Origin of the sequence: Cytobacillus oceanisediminis (genome assembly GCF_007830235.1) — a bacterium.
Lineage (GTDB): Bacteria > Bacillota > Bacilli > Bacillales > Cytobacillaceae > Cytobacillus > Cytobacillus oceanisediminis.
Window position 1 is genome coordinate 211,834 of the sequence record NZ_VLKI01000007.1, and the last position, 14,626, is coordinate 226,459.

At 40.5% G+C, this 14,626-nt stretch carries 14 protein-coding genes and 4 pseudogenes; 14 read left to right on the forward strand and 4 right to left on the reverse strand.

The features are described from left to right. Positions 1-41: 41 nt before the first annotated feature. Positions 42-533 (reverse strand): Rrf2 family transcriptional regulator, encoded by a 492-nt coding sequence (locus IQ19_RS14050; protein ID WP_144543024.1) that lies wholly within the window; start codon positions 531-533, stop codon positions 42-44. A gap of 205 nt (positions 534-738) precedes the next feature. On the opposite strand from IQ19_RS14050, the gene IQ19_RS14055 reads away from it, so the two are divergent. The 6 genes and pseudogenes from IQ19_RS14055 (at position 739) to IQ19_RS14080 (ending at position 5,058) form a co-directional block, all read left to right on the forward strand. Further along, positions 739-1,377, forward strand: a complete 639-nt coding sequence (locus IQ19_RS14055) for an FMN-dependent NADH-azoreductase (RefSeq protein ID WP_144543025.1) — start codon at positions 739-741, stop codon at positions 1,375-1,377. 89 nt (positions 1,378-1,466) lie between these two features. After that, on the forward strand, positions 1,467-2,105 hold the full coding sequence (locus tag IQ19_RS14060) for an FMN-dependent NADH-azoreductase (RefSeq protein WP_144543026.1): 639 nt from the start codon (positions 1,467-1,469) through the stop codon (positions 2,103-2,105). A 167-nt stretch (positions 2,106-2,272) separates the two neighbouring features. Further along, positions 2,273-2,628: pseudogene (locus IQ19_RS14065) on the forward strand (carboxymuconolactone decarboxylase family protein); the annotation flags it as partial. Between the two features lie 830 nt (positions 2,629-3,458). Continuing rightward, positions 3,459-3,746 carry an NAD-dependent epimerase/dehydratase family protein gene (locus IQ19_RS14070; RefSeq protein WP_144543027.1) on the forward strand — a complete coding sequence of 96 codons (288 nt, stop codon included), beginning with the start codon at positions 3,459-3,461 and terminating at the stop codon, positions 3,744-3,746. Continuing rightward, a complete protein-coding gene (locus IQ19_RS14075) occupies positions 3,736-4,332 on the forward strand; it encodes a Rossmann-fold NAD(P)-binding domain-containing protein (RefSeq protein WP_144543028.1) in 597 nt (198 codons plus the stop codon). The genes IQ19_RS14070 and IQ19_RS14075 overlap by 11 nt, the downstream gene beginning before the upstream one ends. Before the next feature lie 24 nt (positions 4,333-4,356). After that, on the forward strand, positions 4,357-5,058 hold the full coding sequence (locus IQ19_RS14080; protein WP_144543029.1) for a Crp/Fnr family transcriptional regulator: 702 nt from the start codon (positions 4,357-4,359) through the stop codon (positions 5,056-5,058). A gap of 152 nt (positions 5,059-5,210) precedes the next feature. Here IQ19_RS14080 and IQ19_RS14085 read toward each other — a convergent pair whose 3' ends face one another. The 3 genes and pseudogenes from IQ19_RS14085 to IQ19_RS14095 all read right to left on the reverse strand — a co-directional run bounded on the left by IQ19_RS14085 (position 5,211) and on the right by IQ19_RS14095 (position 7,257). Then, positions 5,211-5,630 (reverse strand): zinc-binding dehydrogenase, encoded by a 420-nt coding sequence (locus tag IQ19_RS14085; RefSeq protein WP_199749473.1) that lies wholly within the window; start codon positions 5,628-5,630, stop codon positions 5,211-5,213. Between the two features lie 46 nt (positions 5,631-5,676). After that, positions 5,677-5,883, reverse strand: a pseudogene (locus IQ19_RS28995) (NAD-dependent epimerase/dehydratase family protein); the annotation flags it as partial. A 45-nt stretch (positions 5,884-5,928) separates the two neighbouring features. Next, a complete protein-coding gene (locus IQ19_RS14095) occupies positions 5,929-7,257 on the reverse strand; it encodes an MFS transporter (RefSeq protein WP_415802976.1) in 1,329 nt (442 codons plus the stop codon). A 416-nt stretch (positions 7,258-7,673) separates the two neighbouring features. Between IQ19_RS14095 and IQ19_RS14100 the strand changes: the two genes are divergently transcribed. From IQ19_RS14100 to msrA, 8 genes and pseudogenes are all read left to right on the forward strand, one after another. Continuing rightward, positions 7,674-7,910, forward strand: a complete 237-nt coding sequence (locus IQ19_RS14100; RefSeq protein WP_144543030.1) for a Rossmann-fold NAD(P)-binding domain-containing protein — start codon at positions 7,674-7,676, stop codon at positions 7,908-7,910. Between the two features lie 244 nt (positions 7,911-8,154). Next, complete coding sequence (locus IQ19_RS27765) at positions 8,155-8,322, forward strand: hypothetical protein (protein ID WP_158638802.1); 168 nt, start codon at positions 8,155-8,157, stop codon at positions 8,320-8,322. A gap of 232 nt (positions 8,323-8,554) precedes the next feature. Beyond that, positions 8,555-8,838: pseudogene (locus tag IQ19_RS14105) on the forward strand (excinuclease ABC subunit UvrA); the annotation flags it as partial. Between the two features lie 259 nt (positions 8,839-9,097). Next, complete coding sequence (locus IQ19_RS14110; protein ID WP_338422658.1) at positions 9,098-9,376, forward strand: MmcQ/YjbR family DNA-binding protein; 279 nt, start codon at positions 9,098-9,100, stop codon at positions 9,374-9,376. A 771-nt stretch (positions 9,377-10,147) separates the two neighbouring features. Beyond that, on the forward strand, positions 10,148-10,660 hold the full coding sequence (locus IQ19_RS14125; RefSeq protein ID WP_144543033.1) for a GNAT family N-acetyltransferase: 513 nt from the start codon (positions 10,148-10,150) through the stop codon (positions 10,658-10,660). Positions 10,661-11,000: 340 nt separating this feature from the next. Further along, positions 11,001-11,565: pseudogene (locus IQ19_RS29425) on the forward strand (IS110 family transposase); the annotation flags it as partial. A gap of 320 nt (positions 11,566-11,885) precedes the next feature. Then, positions 11,886-12,326, forward strand: a complete 441-nt coding sequence (locus IQ19_RS14135; protein WP_144543034.1) for an OsmC family protein — start codon at positions 11,886-11,888, stop codon at positions 12,324-12,326. A gap of 112 nt (positions 12,327-12,438) precedes the next feature. Continuing rightward, complete coding sequence (gene msrA / locus IQ19_RS14140; protein WP_144543035.1) at positions 12,439-13,392, forward strand: peptide-methionine (S)-S-oxide reductase MsrA; 954 nt, start codon at positions 12,439-12,441, stop codon at positions 13,390-13,392. The last annotated feature ends 1,234 nt before the right edge of the window (positions 13,393-14,626 follow it).

Below are 14,626 nucleotides of genomic sequence, written 5' to 3' on the forward strand. Positions count from 1 at the left end.
TGGAATCCCCTTTAATTTAGGAATTTTATGAGAGGTTTGTTTTATTTGTTGCTCTTCGAAAAATACTTCCTAGTATTTTCACGTATTTGTTTGGGTAAGACACGATCAAGCTCTTCGTTTAACCATAAAAGTGTCTTACTGCGTAAATCTTCACGCATTTTTTCTTCCGCAGAAAGCATAACTAAATTGATGGTACAAGAGGAGGGGGCTGTACAACAGTTTTCTCTATACAAATAGCCATTGTCTTTAATATTTTTACATTGAAAAATGGGCTTAGGACCTTCAACTGCTTCAACAACATCCCAAAAGGAAATATCTTCTGGGGACTTAGATAACCTATATCCTCCCTTTACACCAGGTACAGAATTTACAATGCCAGCCTTAGATAATTTACCAAAAACTTTTGAAAGAAATGTCTCAGAAAGTCCTTGGAATTCTGCCAAATCTTTTATCCCAACACTTTCCTTTGAAGGAACATCAATTAAATAAACCAGGCAATGTAAAGCATATTCAACTCCGACACTATATTGCATATAAACTCACCTGCTTTTGATTTTAAGGGTTACCAAATTGTATCTTAGAAGTATTTAGAGTGTTAGTCAAATAAAAGAAATCTCTGTTGGGTAAATCATATTCATTTGACAAAAATAATTATAGCATATATTATTGACAATGTTAATCGCCGATTAAATTAATCGTTAATTAGAACTTAAAATCCATTTTAAAGGAGAAATACCAATGAACAAAACACTTATCATTAACGCACATCCAAAAGTAGATGATACCTCTTCAATTAGCTTACAGGTTTTTAACTACTTTTTGAAAGCTTATAAAGAATTAATCCCCGATATCGAAGCAATTGAACAGATTAACCTCTACAGTGATGTAGTACCTATGGTAGATCAAACGGTTTTAAGTGCATGGGAAAAACAACGAAAAGAAGAACTAACTTTCGAAGAACAAAAAGTAACGGAGCGTATGTCCGAAATCTTGCAACAATTTAAAAATGCAAATACGTATGTCATCGTTTTACCTTTGCATAATTTTAATATTCCATCAAAGTTAAAAGATTATATGGATAATATCATGATCGCACGTGAAACTTTTAAATATACTGAAAATGGGTCAGTGGGCCTCCTTAAAGACGGACGAAGAATGCTTGTCATACAAGCAAGTGGAGGAGTCTATACAAATGATGATTGGTATACAGAAGTTGAATACTCCCATAAATACCTGAAATCAATGTTCAATTTCCTTGGGATTGAAGATTATCAAATCATTCGCGCACAAGGAACTGCTTTATTAGAGCCAAATGAGGTATTAGAAAAAGCATATAAAGAAGTTGAAGAAGCTGCTTCAAGATTAGCTGCTAAATAAAGAACACTTGACCAAAGAAAGGAAATGTTAAATTAATCATTAATTTGACATTTCCTTCAATTTTACATAAGGGGAGAGTCTGGTTTAACATGGCGAAAGTTCTATACATTACTGCTAATCCAAAATCAGTTGAAAATTCAGTTAGTCATAGAGTAGGGCAAGCTTTTCTGCAAGCTTATCGCCATTCTCATAAAAATGACGAGATTAGAGAAATAAATTTATATGAAGAAGACTTTCCAATAATAGATTACGATGTCCTTAACGGTTGGGGAAAAATGCGTAAAGACGGAATTTCTTTTTCAGAATTGAATGAAATAGAACAAGAAAAAATAAATGCTTTAAATACATTTACAGACATGATAGCGAACGCTGACAAATATGTATTTGTATCTCCTATGTGGAACTGGGGAACTCCACCACGATTAAAAGAATTTATCGATTCCTTTGTAGTAGTAGGAAAAACATTTCATTATACGGAGAATGGCCCTGTTGGACATTTAAAAGGTAAAAAAGCTATTCTCATTCAAGTAAGTGGTGGAATTTACTCACATGGACCTTTTGCGAAAATGGATCATAGTCATCCATATTTAAAACAAGTGCTTAATATAATAGGTATAGATGATGTGGAAGTATTGTATGTGGAAGGACATGACTTTGACAGAGATAAAGCAGATGAAATTATTCGCAAAGGTATATTAGATGCAGAAAAACATGCGTTGGCTTTTTAATTTGACTTCATCTTAGTCAGAAGTGATTTTTAAAGTCAAAACAATCTTTCACTAAGGAGAGTAATTATAATGACTACTGTTAGAAAAGCTGAACCGAAAGATATTATTCAATTAATTGAAGTACTATCTTCAATTAATTGAATAACCCTTTTAAGGAGGTAATTAAATTGGAACAACGAATTGATTATTACAATGTAGCACCAGAAGCACTTAAAATAATGATGGAAATGGAGAAGTATATGAAAACTACAGGTATAGACCGTATACTTCGTGAACTTATAAAAATTCGGGCTTCTCAAATAAATGGTTGTGCGTATTGTATTAACATGCATACAGCTGATGCTAGAAAAATGGGAGAAACGGAACAACGATTATATTGTATTAGTGCTTGGAGAGAGTGCACATTTTACACAGATGCAGAAAAAGTAGCTCTTGAGAGTACGTGACTTTAATCTCGACAAAACGTGTGCCGGATGAGCTTTATCAACGAGTACGTGAACATTATGGCGAGAAACAATATGTACAGCAACTGAAAAATAATTACTAAAAAATATATCCCCATTGCAATAGAAATTCTATTCCAACTGTTGATTTGAGGAAAAAGGCATCCAAATGAACTCAGTTTGAATGCCTTTCCGTTTTATGCATATATAGAGCATAAAAATACCTTTTGCTTGCTCCACCTTATGTCATTTCAGAACTTTCTATAATTATCCAGTATGATGGTCAACTTCATGCTTATGGAAGATTGTGAAGCATTGTACTTAAACTAACTGGTGCATTTTTTCAAGAAGGAGAAGTGCATTTTGTTATTGAACTTATTGAACAAACGTGCAGGATTGTTGAATAAGGCTATTAATGAACACATCTAAAGTAGGGGGATTTACTTTGACAAATAAACCTAATCAGGTTCCTAAAGCTCGGTTGAATAAAAATCAGAGAAGAAACTTGCTGATATTGCTGACGATATTCGCCTTTCTTTTGCCTAGTGTTATTTGAATGGTTAAGACAATTAATATTAAAAACTAAACAGAATTGTTGCATTAGGATATTACGAAATATTTATAAGGATATGGCAGTTGTGAAAAATTTATTAGCTGTTGTAGTGTTACAATCATTATTTTATCGTAATGTAGCAAACAAGAATCTTATACTACTGGACAGAAGAGACCAATATTCAAATCCACCTTCTTGAAAGAGAAAATTTAAAATCAATGTAATGTAGATGACAGATGCCGATTTGGTTGGCATGTTAATCTGTAAACTAAACCGCCAAGTACCATTGAGTTATCAGTCAATTTTCTTTTGTCCTGGATGGCAGGAGAAAATTCGCTCAATTAATAAAATAAGAATATGAAGATACTCGTTTTAGGAGGAACAGGGTTTTTTGGTCGCCGGTTAGTCCATTTATTACTCGGGGATGGCCACGATGTGACCATTGCAACAAGAGGTCAGACACCGGATTTTTTTCGCGACGCCGTGACCCGAATAAAGGTGGACCGGACGAATCATGATGCCATGATGGAAGCGTTCGGCAATTGTTATTATGATGTCGTCTACAATCAAATCTGCTTTAATCCTCAAGATGCCGAAATCACCGAAGACGATTTCATGCCGGAACAATACAGCTATGAAATATGACTATGCCGAAGGAAAACGCCAAGCCGAAGCCTATTTCTTCCGGAATGCGTCATTTCCCGCCGTTGCAGTTCGCATAGCCATGGTCGTATCGGGGACCGACGATTATACAGGCCGATTTGATTATTATGTGAAGCATATCGCCGAACATAAATCGATTGGCGTGTTGGAATCCGAACACACGATTTCTTATGTGACGGCATGGGATGCGGCGAAATTTCCTCATTTTATCGGAGCCAAATCCGATTTTGCCGGGCCGATCAACGCGTCAAACGGAAGTAGTCTGAGCATCCAGGAACACGGTCGTCATATTGGGGAATGCCTAAATGTGGAACCGCTGTTTCATTTGGGATCACGCGTGGAACAACTTATCCCTTTATGCCATGCCTTATACATGGAAGCTGGCGAATACCAGAACGGCGTCTGCCGGTTTTGCGTTTTCACCGATTCGGAAGTCGATTGCCGGTATGGTCCAGGAAAGCATGGCGCGACTGGGCATTGGAATAAACGGCCGCAACATTTAAATATTTACGAAACAGCCATGGGAGAAGCATGGCAACTTATCAGGAATCCGTATCCCGTTGGCTAATACCATTTGGAGGCTCGATATTCAATGAACAAGCTCTGGTATTTGTCGCAAATCAGCATTTTTGAAGAAATGTCACGAGAAGAGATAAGAGAGATCGATCAGCTAGATACCATCCATCATTTCAATTGGATCACAAAAAACACATTGGTCCAAACCCCGGAGTCCGTCCGCGAGGGACTCTATTTCGTCAAGGAGGGCAAGCTTAGACTCTATAAACTGAACGACAGCGGAAAACAGTTCACGCTTGGCATTCTCACAAGAGGAAATATATTCGGAGAGTTAAATTCATTCTCGTTCGGAACCAGGAGGGTTTATATTGAAACGATGGAATCGTCGCTTCTTTGCACTATGTCCGAGCCTCAGTTTGAGCGACTGATGATCAATCTGCCTCAGCTCGCGCTCAAATTTCTTAAAGCACTCAGTGACCGGTTAAAGGAGCGGGAGGATCAATTGGAACAGCTTGCGCTTCATGGTCTTAGAAAACGCGTACTCCATCTCCTCTCCACACTGAGCGCCAAATTCGGCGTCATTCAAGACGGATATGCGTTGATCGATCTGCCGCTTTCACATCAAGAGATTGCCAATATGCTCGGTGCTAGCCGCGAAGCGGTCAGTGTCGTGATGAGCGAGCTTGCCAAGGGGGGCGTCGTTAAGACATCACGTCTGTCTGTTCAACTTGCTGTTACAATACTTGAAGAAAATATTCCTCGAAACTCTACACATTGATATGCAAAGACCACCGGATTTCCGGTGGTCTTTGCTTTTACTTTAAGGATAAATGTCGTAAATTGCCATTTAGTTCCCATGTCCGAAGCCGGAAATGAACGGGCCTCGCGGCTGACGATGATCCACGAGGCCCGTTCACTATCCCTGAGTCCTTACGGACGAACGCGGATGATCGTCTTTCCCTTGATCCGCTCGGTCGGGTTGAAAGCAACGACTGCATCGTCGAGGGTCGCGATTTGGCCGATGTTTGTCCGTAGCCGACCATCCCGGACCCGCTGGACGACCTCACTCAGTTGCACGCGATCGGCCTCGACAACGAAATCAACCGCCAGGCCCTCGGCCGGGCCGGCGATGGTCACCAGCATTCCGCCGGCGCGAACCAGGCCCACGGACCTCTTCCCGATGTCACCACCGATCACGTCGAAAACCTGATCGACGTCGCCGACGTCTTCCAGTGAGTCGTTGTCGAGGTCGACGAACTCCTGCGCGCCGAAGTCGGGCGCAGTCTGACGGTCGGCGGCACGTCCGGTGCCGATGACGTAGGCTCCCGCCTCGCGGGCGAGCTGCGTCATCAGCGAGCCCGCGAGGCGGCCAAGCCGTACAGTTCCAATTGCTTAATGAAGTTAACTGATGAATAACCACATCGGGCTGAATGTCGACAAGTGCTGAACATAGCGCCTCTCGATCAAATGCATCAACCACGATCGCCATTGCACCGGAAGCTCGAATCAACGGTGTGCGTTCCGGGATATGAGACATCCCAATAACTTCGTGGCCTGCTTGCGCCAATTTGGGAAGCAGCAATTGGCCGATTACCCCAGTAGAACCTGCTACAAAATTTTCATATGCACAACTCCCAACTTTTTATTATCAAATGCGATTCATGATTCTCGCTGCGGTTTCAACTGCCGATTTTGCTTTTCGCGGAACTATCAGCCATTGAACCATCGCCAATATCAGCGTGATAAAAATCAATCCCGATATCGCAAAGTCAAATTTATGTGTAGTATCATTAACCCAACCGACAAAGATTGGTCCGATCGCCGCGATCAAATATCCGACAGATTGTGTCATAGCTGCCCAGGATGCCGCCTCATGGGGATTTGACGCTTCGTCTATCGGCAGCAAAGTCCCTAGAGTAAATAGCATCCCGCAGCCGAGTCCGGATAAAAGAGCCGCCAACCAAGGAAGTGTAGCGAAAAAAATTAAGATCAGCCCGATTAGCTGCAGAAATGAGGCTGAAAGAAGCCAGACCAAGCGGGAAGGGAAGCGTTTCAGCAGCATATGAACCACCAGCCCGCTCGGTATTTGAATCAAGGCAAACATCGTCAGTAGCATTCCCGCGTAAAAGCGTGAGTACCCCGCACTTTCCATCATAGGCGGCAACCATCCCATCAAGGAATAAAAAACCAAAGCCATAAGTCCAAAATGGAAGGTTAACAGCCATGCCCTTTTATTGCCCCACGGCAATGCCGACGTTTGAGACGGTTCCGCAGCCTCCACGATTGGAGAAAAGACTTGCTGTTTAACTACTGCATACCACACCGGAACAGCCGCGACCGCGAGGAGCGCCCAAAAAGCAAGCGCCGTTTGCCATGAGTGTAATTTCATTTGAATAGGAGCGGACAAGCTGGCGCCCAGAGCGGCCCCCAGCGACAAGGCCATAGAGTATAAGGCGATCATCATTGGAATGTTGCGGAAAAAGTGCTTCTTGATAAATCCGGATAATAGAGGCCCCATCACAGCTATGCCAACACCTGTCAAAACGGCGGTAAGAAGCAGCATGGGAGCGGAATGCGCGACCATACGCAAAAGCGAGCCTCCCGTTATCATAACCAGTGAACAGGCAATCCCCCGTTCAAAGCCAATATGTTTGCCGAGTCGAATGGATAGCGGTGAAAGAAATCCCATGCAAAGAACCGGGATTGAGGTTAATAAACTGGCTGCAAATGCATTCATGCCCAGATCTCTTCGAATGACCTCTAGTATGGGCGCGATTGAACTAATCGTAGGCCTCAGATTCAGAGATGCCATAAAGAGGGCGGCGATCGGAAGCCAGTCGGCCGCCTTCGACGGTATTCCTTGAAGCTGTGAGTTTGCCTCACTGTTTCGAACATTCCGTTCACTGGTCCGAATAAACAAGGTTCGAAGGTTCATCAGTTTCATCTTCTTTCTGAAATTTGTATTGGCGATATCCATGTTAGCATGTAAAGTTGGATTCCATCAGATCCACTTTTATTTGAAAATCAGCCATCCAGCTGTTCGGTTAAATTATGGTTGCTCATCGTTCTGAAACCTCCAATATCGAATGATAGCTTGATTATAATTCTAAAAAAAACGGAGTTCTGTAATGTAGCTTACAGTTCTCGGCAGAACAATGTAATTTAGATGACAGATGCCGATTTGGTTGGCATGTTAATCTGTAAACTAAACCGCCAAGTACCATTGAGTTATCAGTCAATTTTCTTTTGTCCCCGATGGCAGGAGAAAATTCGCTCAATTAATAAAATAAGAATACAAACGTGAAAGGAGAAAATGGATGAAGATACTCGTTTTAGGACGTTTTTTGGTCGCCGGTTAGTCCATTTATTTTATTACTCGGGGATGGCCACGATGTGACAATTGTAACAAGAGGTCAGACACCGGATGATTTTGGCGACGCCGTGAACCGAATAAAGGTGGACCGGACGAACCAGGATGCCATGATGGAAGCGTTCGGTAATTGTTATTATGATGTCGTCTACAATCAAAACTGCTTTAATCCTCAAGATGCCAAAATCGCCGTGGAATCGTTTGGCGATCACGTTAAGCGTTATATTTTAACCTCGAGCATGGCGGTTTATAATAGTTAAGATACCGAAATCACCGAAGACGATTTCATGCCGGAACAATACAGCTATGATTTAGACGCTCAGAAATATGACTATGCCGAATAAAAACACCAAGCCGAAGCCTATATCTTCCAGAATGCGGCACTTCCGCCGTTGTGGTTCAAATCGGCCTGTATAATCGTCGGTCCCCGATACGACCATGGCTAGCGATGCGAACAACAAAACTGTGGAAAACTGCAATCTTAAATACAAGCTGCCTGATTTTATGCAAGCAAATCAGAAAAGATCTGGTATTGAGCTACATCAATTTAACGGTGACCATACATTTGAGCTTCCTGTCACAGCCACATATATTAACGATAAAAAAGGAACCGTCATATCCGGTGCTTCAGATTTAAACCATAGATCGATGATGGAACCGTTCAAAGCCTAAAAAAAGTCCGTTCGTTGCAATAATGTTACTGCAACGAACGCCAATGACTTTGCCAACATTATTTTGGAGGACCGATATATCCGATGTGCAAACTATGGTATTTATCTCAAATAAGTATTTTTGAAGAAATGTCGCGAGAAGAAATTAGAGAGATCGATCAGCTAGATACCATCCATCATTTCAATTGGTTCACAAAAAACACATTGGTCCAAACTCCGGAGTCCGCCCGCGACGCATCGAGCTGGCAAGCGAGCAGCATAGGAAGGGCAGCATCTACGTGATGGACTAGCCGGGACCGAATTGAATATGTCTGACAACGGTCATCTTCTGGAGATCATGAACCGCCTCGTGGGCGCCGGCAATACCGTGATCGTCATCGAGCACAATCTCGATGTGATCAGTCAAGTGGACTGGATCATCGATATGGGACCGGACGGATGGACAGGTGGTGTTCGAGGGCACGCCTTCGCAGATCATCCATGGGAGCAGTCGATCACGGGAAGGTACTTGGCATAATGCATCCAATCACTTTGATAAAAGGTAAAACTCAACCATGGCTGCCGGCAGAATCGACAGCTTTTCTCTTAATTAACGGATTCTATTTGAAGATTGCGAACGTTCGTTTTATAATATTAAGAAACTGAAGATGCATGCCGACGGTATAGATAAACGGCGTGGACTATACGATATCATTTACGAAGGAGATTAGCCGGTTTGAAAAATAATTTCATCGAATACTGTCTAAACAAAAAAAGGAGCGATTAAGGATTATCCTTTGGGACTCGATCCAATCGCGATAAAAATTGCAGGTAAAATATTCGCTCTTTTTTATGAGGAAAAAGGGTACTTGAACCTAAAATGTGATCCTGTGATTGCGGAAAACTTGAGAGAGAAGCATGAGGACGTTCTACCGGGGTATCATATGAACAAACAGCACTGGAATACGATTATTCTCGAGGGTTCTTTGCCGGAGTCGGATATCTTTGCAATGATTGACCAATCTTACGATTTGGTTGTCAAAAGCCTTCCTAAGAGAATCCGGGAGTCTATTTAGTTTTACAATTGTTGGATATCTATCATACAAATGTGTTTCCTCAATTTTTCATGACGAAGGCGGCGCTCCCGTATCTCAAGGCAGGAAGGGGCAGATCTGCGTAAACCGCGGATTTCTTCATTTTCACGATACAAGTTTATGTCCAATGCGATGGACAAGAACTTGCATATCGTTCGAAAGACACGCGCGCTCATATTCAAGATGTCTTCGATTTTCCAATGGCGGTATCAAGCCGGAAAGCTTGTCAGCCTCTTGGCAAACCGGCTTTGATGATGCGTTTCTGGCGAATACTTCTGTACCTTTTCTTTATTCCCGGAAAAGAAGAAGTGTTCCCAGCCTTGTTTTTTGCCGCGGCGCGCAGACTGTTCAGGGCGTTGATGACAATGCCGTGCTCATAATGATTCAAACAAAGAATGCGCTCGTCCTCTCTCTTCGTCCTGCCTCCCGAATCATGGTAGGAGCCATCTGCGTGGCGCGTCATATTAACGAACCGTATCGTTTATACTCGGCTGCCGCCGCTATTGGCCCAGCAAGTGGAACATCGGCTAAAATTTGTTTCCATTAAAATTATACTAATAAGCTCGGGTAAAGGCATTTCAACAGGTATACTTGTCTACATACTGTGCCCTTCTCATTAGAGAGGGGCTTTTTTGTTTATTTCTATCTTCAACGTAGCTAGCTGTAATGTTAAAAAGTTCAATTTTACGTTTTTGTATGAAAAGTTCTACAATAAATGGAGGCAAATACATTGATGAGGAAAGGAAGAAAAAAATGATAAGAGAAGCAACTCAAAATGATTTAATGGACATTTTAAATATCTATAATGATGCCATTCTCAATACGACTGCTGTATACGAATATAAACCCCAAACGCTTGAAAGCAGACAATTTTGGTATGACCAAAAGAAGGAGGAGGGGTATCCAATATTAGTATACGAACAAGGTCATAAAGTGGTTGGATTTGCGACATTTGGTCCTTTTAGAGCGTGGCCGGCTTATAAATATTCAATTGAGCATTCTGTATATGTAGATAAGGAATACAGAAAAAAAGGAATTGGGACTTCTTTACTGAAAGAAATAATCGCAAATGCCATGGAGAGGGAGTACATGACTTTAATTGCTGGGATTGATGCCGCAAATGAAAAAAGCATTACCATGCATAAAAACTTTGGCTTCGTTCATTCAGATACTATAAAAAAGGCAGGTTTTAAATTCAATAGATGGCTTGACTTAGCTTTTTATCAATTAGAACTTAAAGGACCTAAAAATCCTGTGGAAGATTAAATTTCGTTGGTATTTATAAAGAATCATTACAGAAAGGCGAAAGTTGTGACTGAATGGAATACTTCTGCTAAAGAAAAAGTTCACGTTTCCAGTTATTTAGAGAAAATAATGGGTTATATTTATACCTCCTCAGCCTACTTGCTTTGGAGGTTTTTGGCAAATTCTGGAGCGTCCTGGAGACAGTGTCCTCAATGGAAAACTTAGTTCATAGAATGCTGTGGGGCTTGTTTTTTGTTTTTACTATTATGATATTTCAGCCTAAAAAGCAACTTGTTTTCTTTAAGCAGCTTAAAGAAATAAAGTAAACTTCAAGCAATTTTTTTAATCTTTGTACTTTAACCAATCAAAGAGTGATAAGAATGATAACCTGGCCATAGCCGATATGGTGAAGAATGGCTACTATTCCTTTTTCAGGAATACTTCTGGGTAGTTTGAAAAATTGAGAGTACTCATGTCAAACCGAGATGCCATTGTTAAAAGGCTTGTAAGATCGGTTAATCAAATAAATCGTTGGGTGGACATTGTATTTCCTGAACTAAGGCAAGTATTTAAAGACATCACCGCCAAAGGGGCAATCGCTACACTACGGTTTTTTCCTACCCGCTATGGAATTGGGCTCCATGAAGCCAGAAGAAGTCATGGCCGGTTGGAAGTCACTCATGAAAAGACAACCTGGATTAAGGAAAGCCTATTAACTTCTTGGTAGCAAGGAAACCTGTTGGTACAAGACAAGCAAAGAGGCTTATGTATTTCATCTGGAAAAATTACTCGAAGAGTATGACCTTGCGGTTCAACAAATAGACAAAGTCGAGCTGGCAATAAAGGAAGAACTCCCTAATATCCCTTTCGCAGATAAGCTGCTTAATTTCAAGGGAATTAGTGAAATTTCATTAGCCAGTATTTTATGAGAAGCTGGCGATTTAAGTGTCAAAGTCATTAATGAGAAAATTAGTAAACATAACACACTATGTCCTAGCCAAATGCAAAAAATCAAATAAGCCTGGATGAATAAAATTAACTAGAAATTCCATAACTTTTTCACAATTATATGAAGGTATTCTCCCAAATTAACGAGACTATTCTACTAATTGCAGAGAGATTCAACTTTACTTTGCTTCATTTTATTATTCGTTAAATATGTAAGGCACCTAACATTTTTTTAAGAGGATTCCAAGTATACTCCTATGTGTAAGTTAAAAAAAGCATATTAGAGGAGGAACTAATCATGGCATTAGTGAATTTCAATATCGAATCTACATCTCAAAAGGTAACAACTGAAGTGAAGGCAAGAGCTCATACATTTTTTGTAGATGAGCCAAAAAACTTAGGTGGAAATGATAAGGGTGCAAATCCATTAAATACACTATTAGGCTCTCTTGCAGGCTGTGAAAACGCCATTGCCAACATGGTGGCAAAGGAAATGAAGTTTAATTTAAATGGAATCGACTTCAAAATTGAAGGAGCTTTAGATCCAAAAGGCTTAATGGGAGATGCATCCGTAAAGCAATACTTCCAAACCCTTACGATTGAAGCACTTGTTGATACTGACGAGTCTGACGAAAGAATTCAAGAGCTTAAAGAAAAAACAGATTCAAGATGCCCAGTATTCAACATTTTAAAGGATACAAACTTTATTAAGATTCAATCTACTTGGAGAAGAAAATAATCTTACTGTTTGGCAAGGAACCCTTTATGAACTTAGAGGTTTTTTCTTAAAATGAAGAATAAATAAGGTTTGGGTAAACTAGGGATATATTGACTATACTGGAGGTCTGTTTATGTCAGCACAATATGAACTAGCTACGTTTGCTGGTGGATGTTTTTGGTGTATGGTTCAACCCTTTGATGAGTTACCTGGTATTATAAAAGTAGTGTCAGGCTATACAGGTGGGCATAAAGAGAACCCAACTTATCAAGAAGTGTGCTCTAATACAACGGGTCATTATGAGGCAGTTCAAATTACGTTCGACCCAACCGTTTTTCCGTATGAGAAGCTGTTAGAGCTTTTCTGGCAGCAAATTGATCCTACCGATGCTCATGGTCAGTTTGGTGATCGAGGAGAGTCCTACAAAACCGCCATTTTTTATCATACAGAGGAGCAAAAGCGACTAGCCGAAGAATCTAAACAGACATTACAAGAAAGTAAAAGGTTTTCAAAGCCAATCGTGACAGAAATTAAAGAGGCGTCTGTGTTTTATCCGGCAGAAGAATATCATCAGCACTATTATAAAAAGAATTCCTTTCATTATAACCGTTATAAGGAAGGGTCAGGACGAGCAGGATTTATTCGAGAAAACTGGAAAAAGCATCAGGCTGAAAACATCAAGAAGCTTACTCCTATTCAGTATCGTGTCACACAAGAAAACGGAACGGAACCACCCTTTCAAAATGAATTCTGGGATCATAAGGATGAAGGGATTTATGTCGAGATTATCTCTGGCAAACCATTATTTAGCTCTCTTGATAAATTTGATTCTGGCTGTGGGTGGCCGAGCTTCACGAAGCCAATCAAGCATCAAGAGGTACTTGAAAAACTAGATACGTCCCATGGAATGAGACGGATAGAAGTAAGAAGCACGTCAGCAGATTCTCATTTAGGACACGTATTTGATGATGGTCCACGTGATAAAGGTGGGCTTCGATATTGTATCAACTCTGCGGCCCTCAAATTTATTCCAAAAGATAAACTGCAGGAAGAGGGCTACGGGGAATATCTTGGTTTGTTCCAATAGAAATCTAGAGTTCTTGGAGGCTTCTCCAAGGACTTTTTCATTACAAGGCAAACCTGTAAGCTAGGTAACCAGTATGAACAATTGTTTTTCTATAAAATGAGAAGTAAAGTGAATATATGGAGTCAAGCTTTATGACATTACGTGAACAGCTAGAAGCGAAAATTAGTCAATTTGTAAAGAAATCGGCCTAAGGAAATACTAGATGTATTTAGAGAGGCTGCAGAGGATCTAGAGAAACATGGTCCTACTGGATTATCTTCGGGGCAAACAGCTCCAAATTTAAAAGAAGTGAATCGAGTGATCGAGGAATATAACCAGCATCGTTATCAATGGGGCTTAAATAAAATGATCCCGGAGCAATACCGGGGCCATTTACTAGCCGCATAGGCGCTTTTTAAACTGTCCGTAAATCGGGGCACAGTTCAATGAGACGCATGGGCTTCTTTTAATTTAATTTGTGTGAGCTAATTTGGGGTGAGTCTCAATGGTGAAAGTCCCGAACTGCGAAGACAGAAGTATCAGTTAACGTAAAGCGAGAGAATCCAAATGACGCGGAATCTATAGAAAGTGAGCGGCAAACCTCGATTCTGAGGAACACTAGCTTCATATAAGATTAGGTATTATTGGATTTGCGCTAGCCAAAATAAAATCCTTTCTGCCGAAGGTGATACAATTAATTGGAATCCCCTTTTTATTAGGTGTTTCAAGAGTAGTAAAAAAGAAAATATATACCCATAAATATAGAGGCTGACCCAAAAGGTCGTTAAATGACGACTCTTTTGGGTTAGTCTTTTATTTTCACTTTATCTTTGGTTTTTTTAATAACTGGAACTGAGATCTCTTTTTGGACAGGTTCAACGTCATTTCCTTTGTCTATACTTTTTATTTCCTTCTTCAGTAGATAAAAGTTCTTGCGGGCTGCATTGCAAATCGTGGAGTACAGACGGTTACAGATATCCGAAAAGCAGGAGGGAAAGCAGAGTTTGTGTAGAAGGATCTTCGTGATGCGATGAGCGCATGGACTTGACGAACCGAGAGTCGAACACTTGGCTACGGTGGATTATCTTTTTTAATAAAATGGAATTGACACTCCAAAAAAATATTGTTACGATTATTCTGATAAAATAGAGTTAACACTCCAAAAAAATATAAGGGGCGTGAAACGATGTTTTTAAAAGAGAAATTGATTCAAGAGAAGGAGATGTTTGTCACCAACGTACATAGGGATATACAA

What these genes read in the sequence shown, in the direction of transcription:
- IQ19_RS14050 (WP_144543024.1), bottom strand. Translation starts at nt 533, where the DNA reads ATGCAATATAGTGTCGGAGTTGAATATGCTTTACATTGCCTGGTTTAT.
- IQ19_RS14055 (WP_144543025.1), top strand. Translation starts at nt 739, where the DNA reads ATGAACAAAACACTTATCATTAACGCACATCCAAAAGTAGATGATACC.
- IQ19_RS14060 (WP_144543026.1), top strand. Translation starts at nt 1,467, where the DNA reads ATGGCGAAAGTTCTATACATTACTGCTAATCCAAAATCAGTTGAAAAT.
- IQ19_RS14070 (WP_144543027.1), top strand. Translation starts at nt 3,459, where the DNA reads ATGAAGATACTCGTTTTAGGAGGAACAGGGTTTTTTGGTCGCCGGTTA.
- IQ19_RS14075 (WP_144543028.1), top strand. Translation starts at nt 3,736, where the DNA reads ATGAAATATGACTATGCCGAAGGAAAACGCCAAGCCGAAGCCTATTTC.
- IQ19_RS14080 (WP_144543029.1), top strand. Translation starts at nt 4,357, where the DNA reads ATGAACAAGCTCTGGTATTTGTCGCAAATCAGCATTTTTGAAGAAATG.
- IQ19_RS14085 (WP_199749473.1), bottom strand. Translation starts at nt 5,630, where the DNA reads ATGACGCAGCTCGCCCGCGAGGCGGGAGCCTACGTCATCGGCACCGGA.
- IQ19_RS14095 (WP_415802976.1), bottom strand. Translation starts at nt 7,257, where the DNA reads ATGGATATCGCCAATACAAATTTCAGAAAGAAGATGAAACTGATGAAC.
- IQ19_RS27765 (WP_158638802.1), top strand. Translation starts at nt 8,155, where the DNA reads ATGCAAGCAAATCAGAAAAGATCTGGTATTGAGCTACATCAATTTAAC.
- IQ19_RS14125 (WP_144543033.1), top strand. Translation starts at nt 10,148, where the DNA reads ATGATAAGAGAAGCAACTCAAAATGATTTAATGGACATTTTAAATATC.
- IQ19_RS14135 (WP_144543034.1), top strand. Translation starts at nt 11,886, where the DNA reads ATGGCATTAGTGAATTTCAATATCGAATCTACATCTCAAAAGGTAACA.
- msrA (WP_144543035.1), top strand. Translation starts at nt 12,439, where the DNA reads ATGTCAGCACAATATGAACTAGCTACGTTTGCTGGTGGATGTTTTTGG.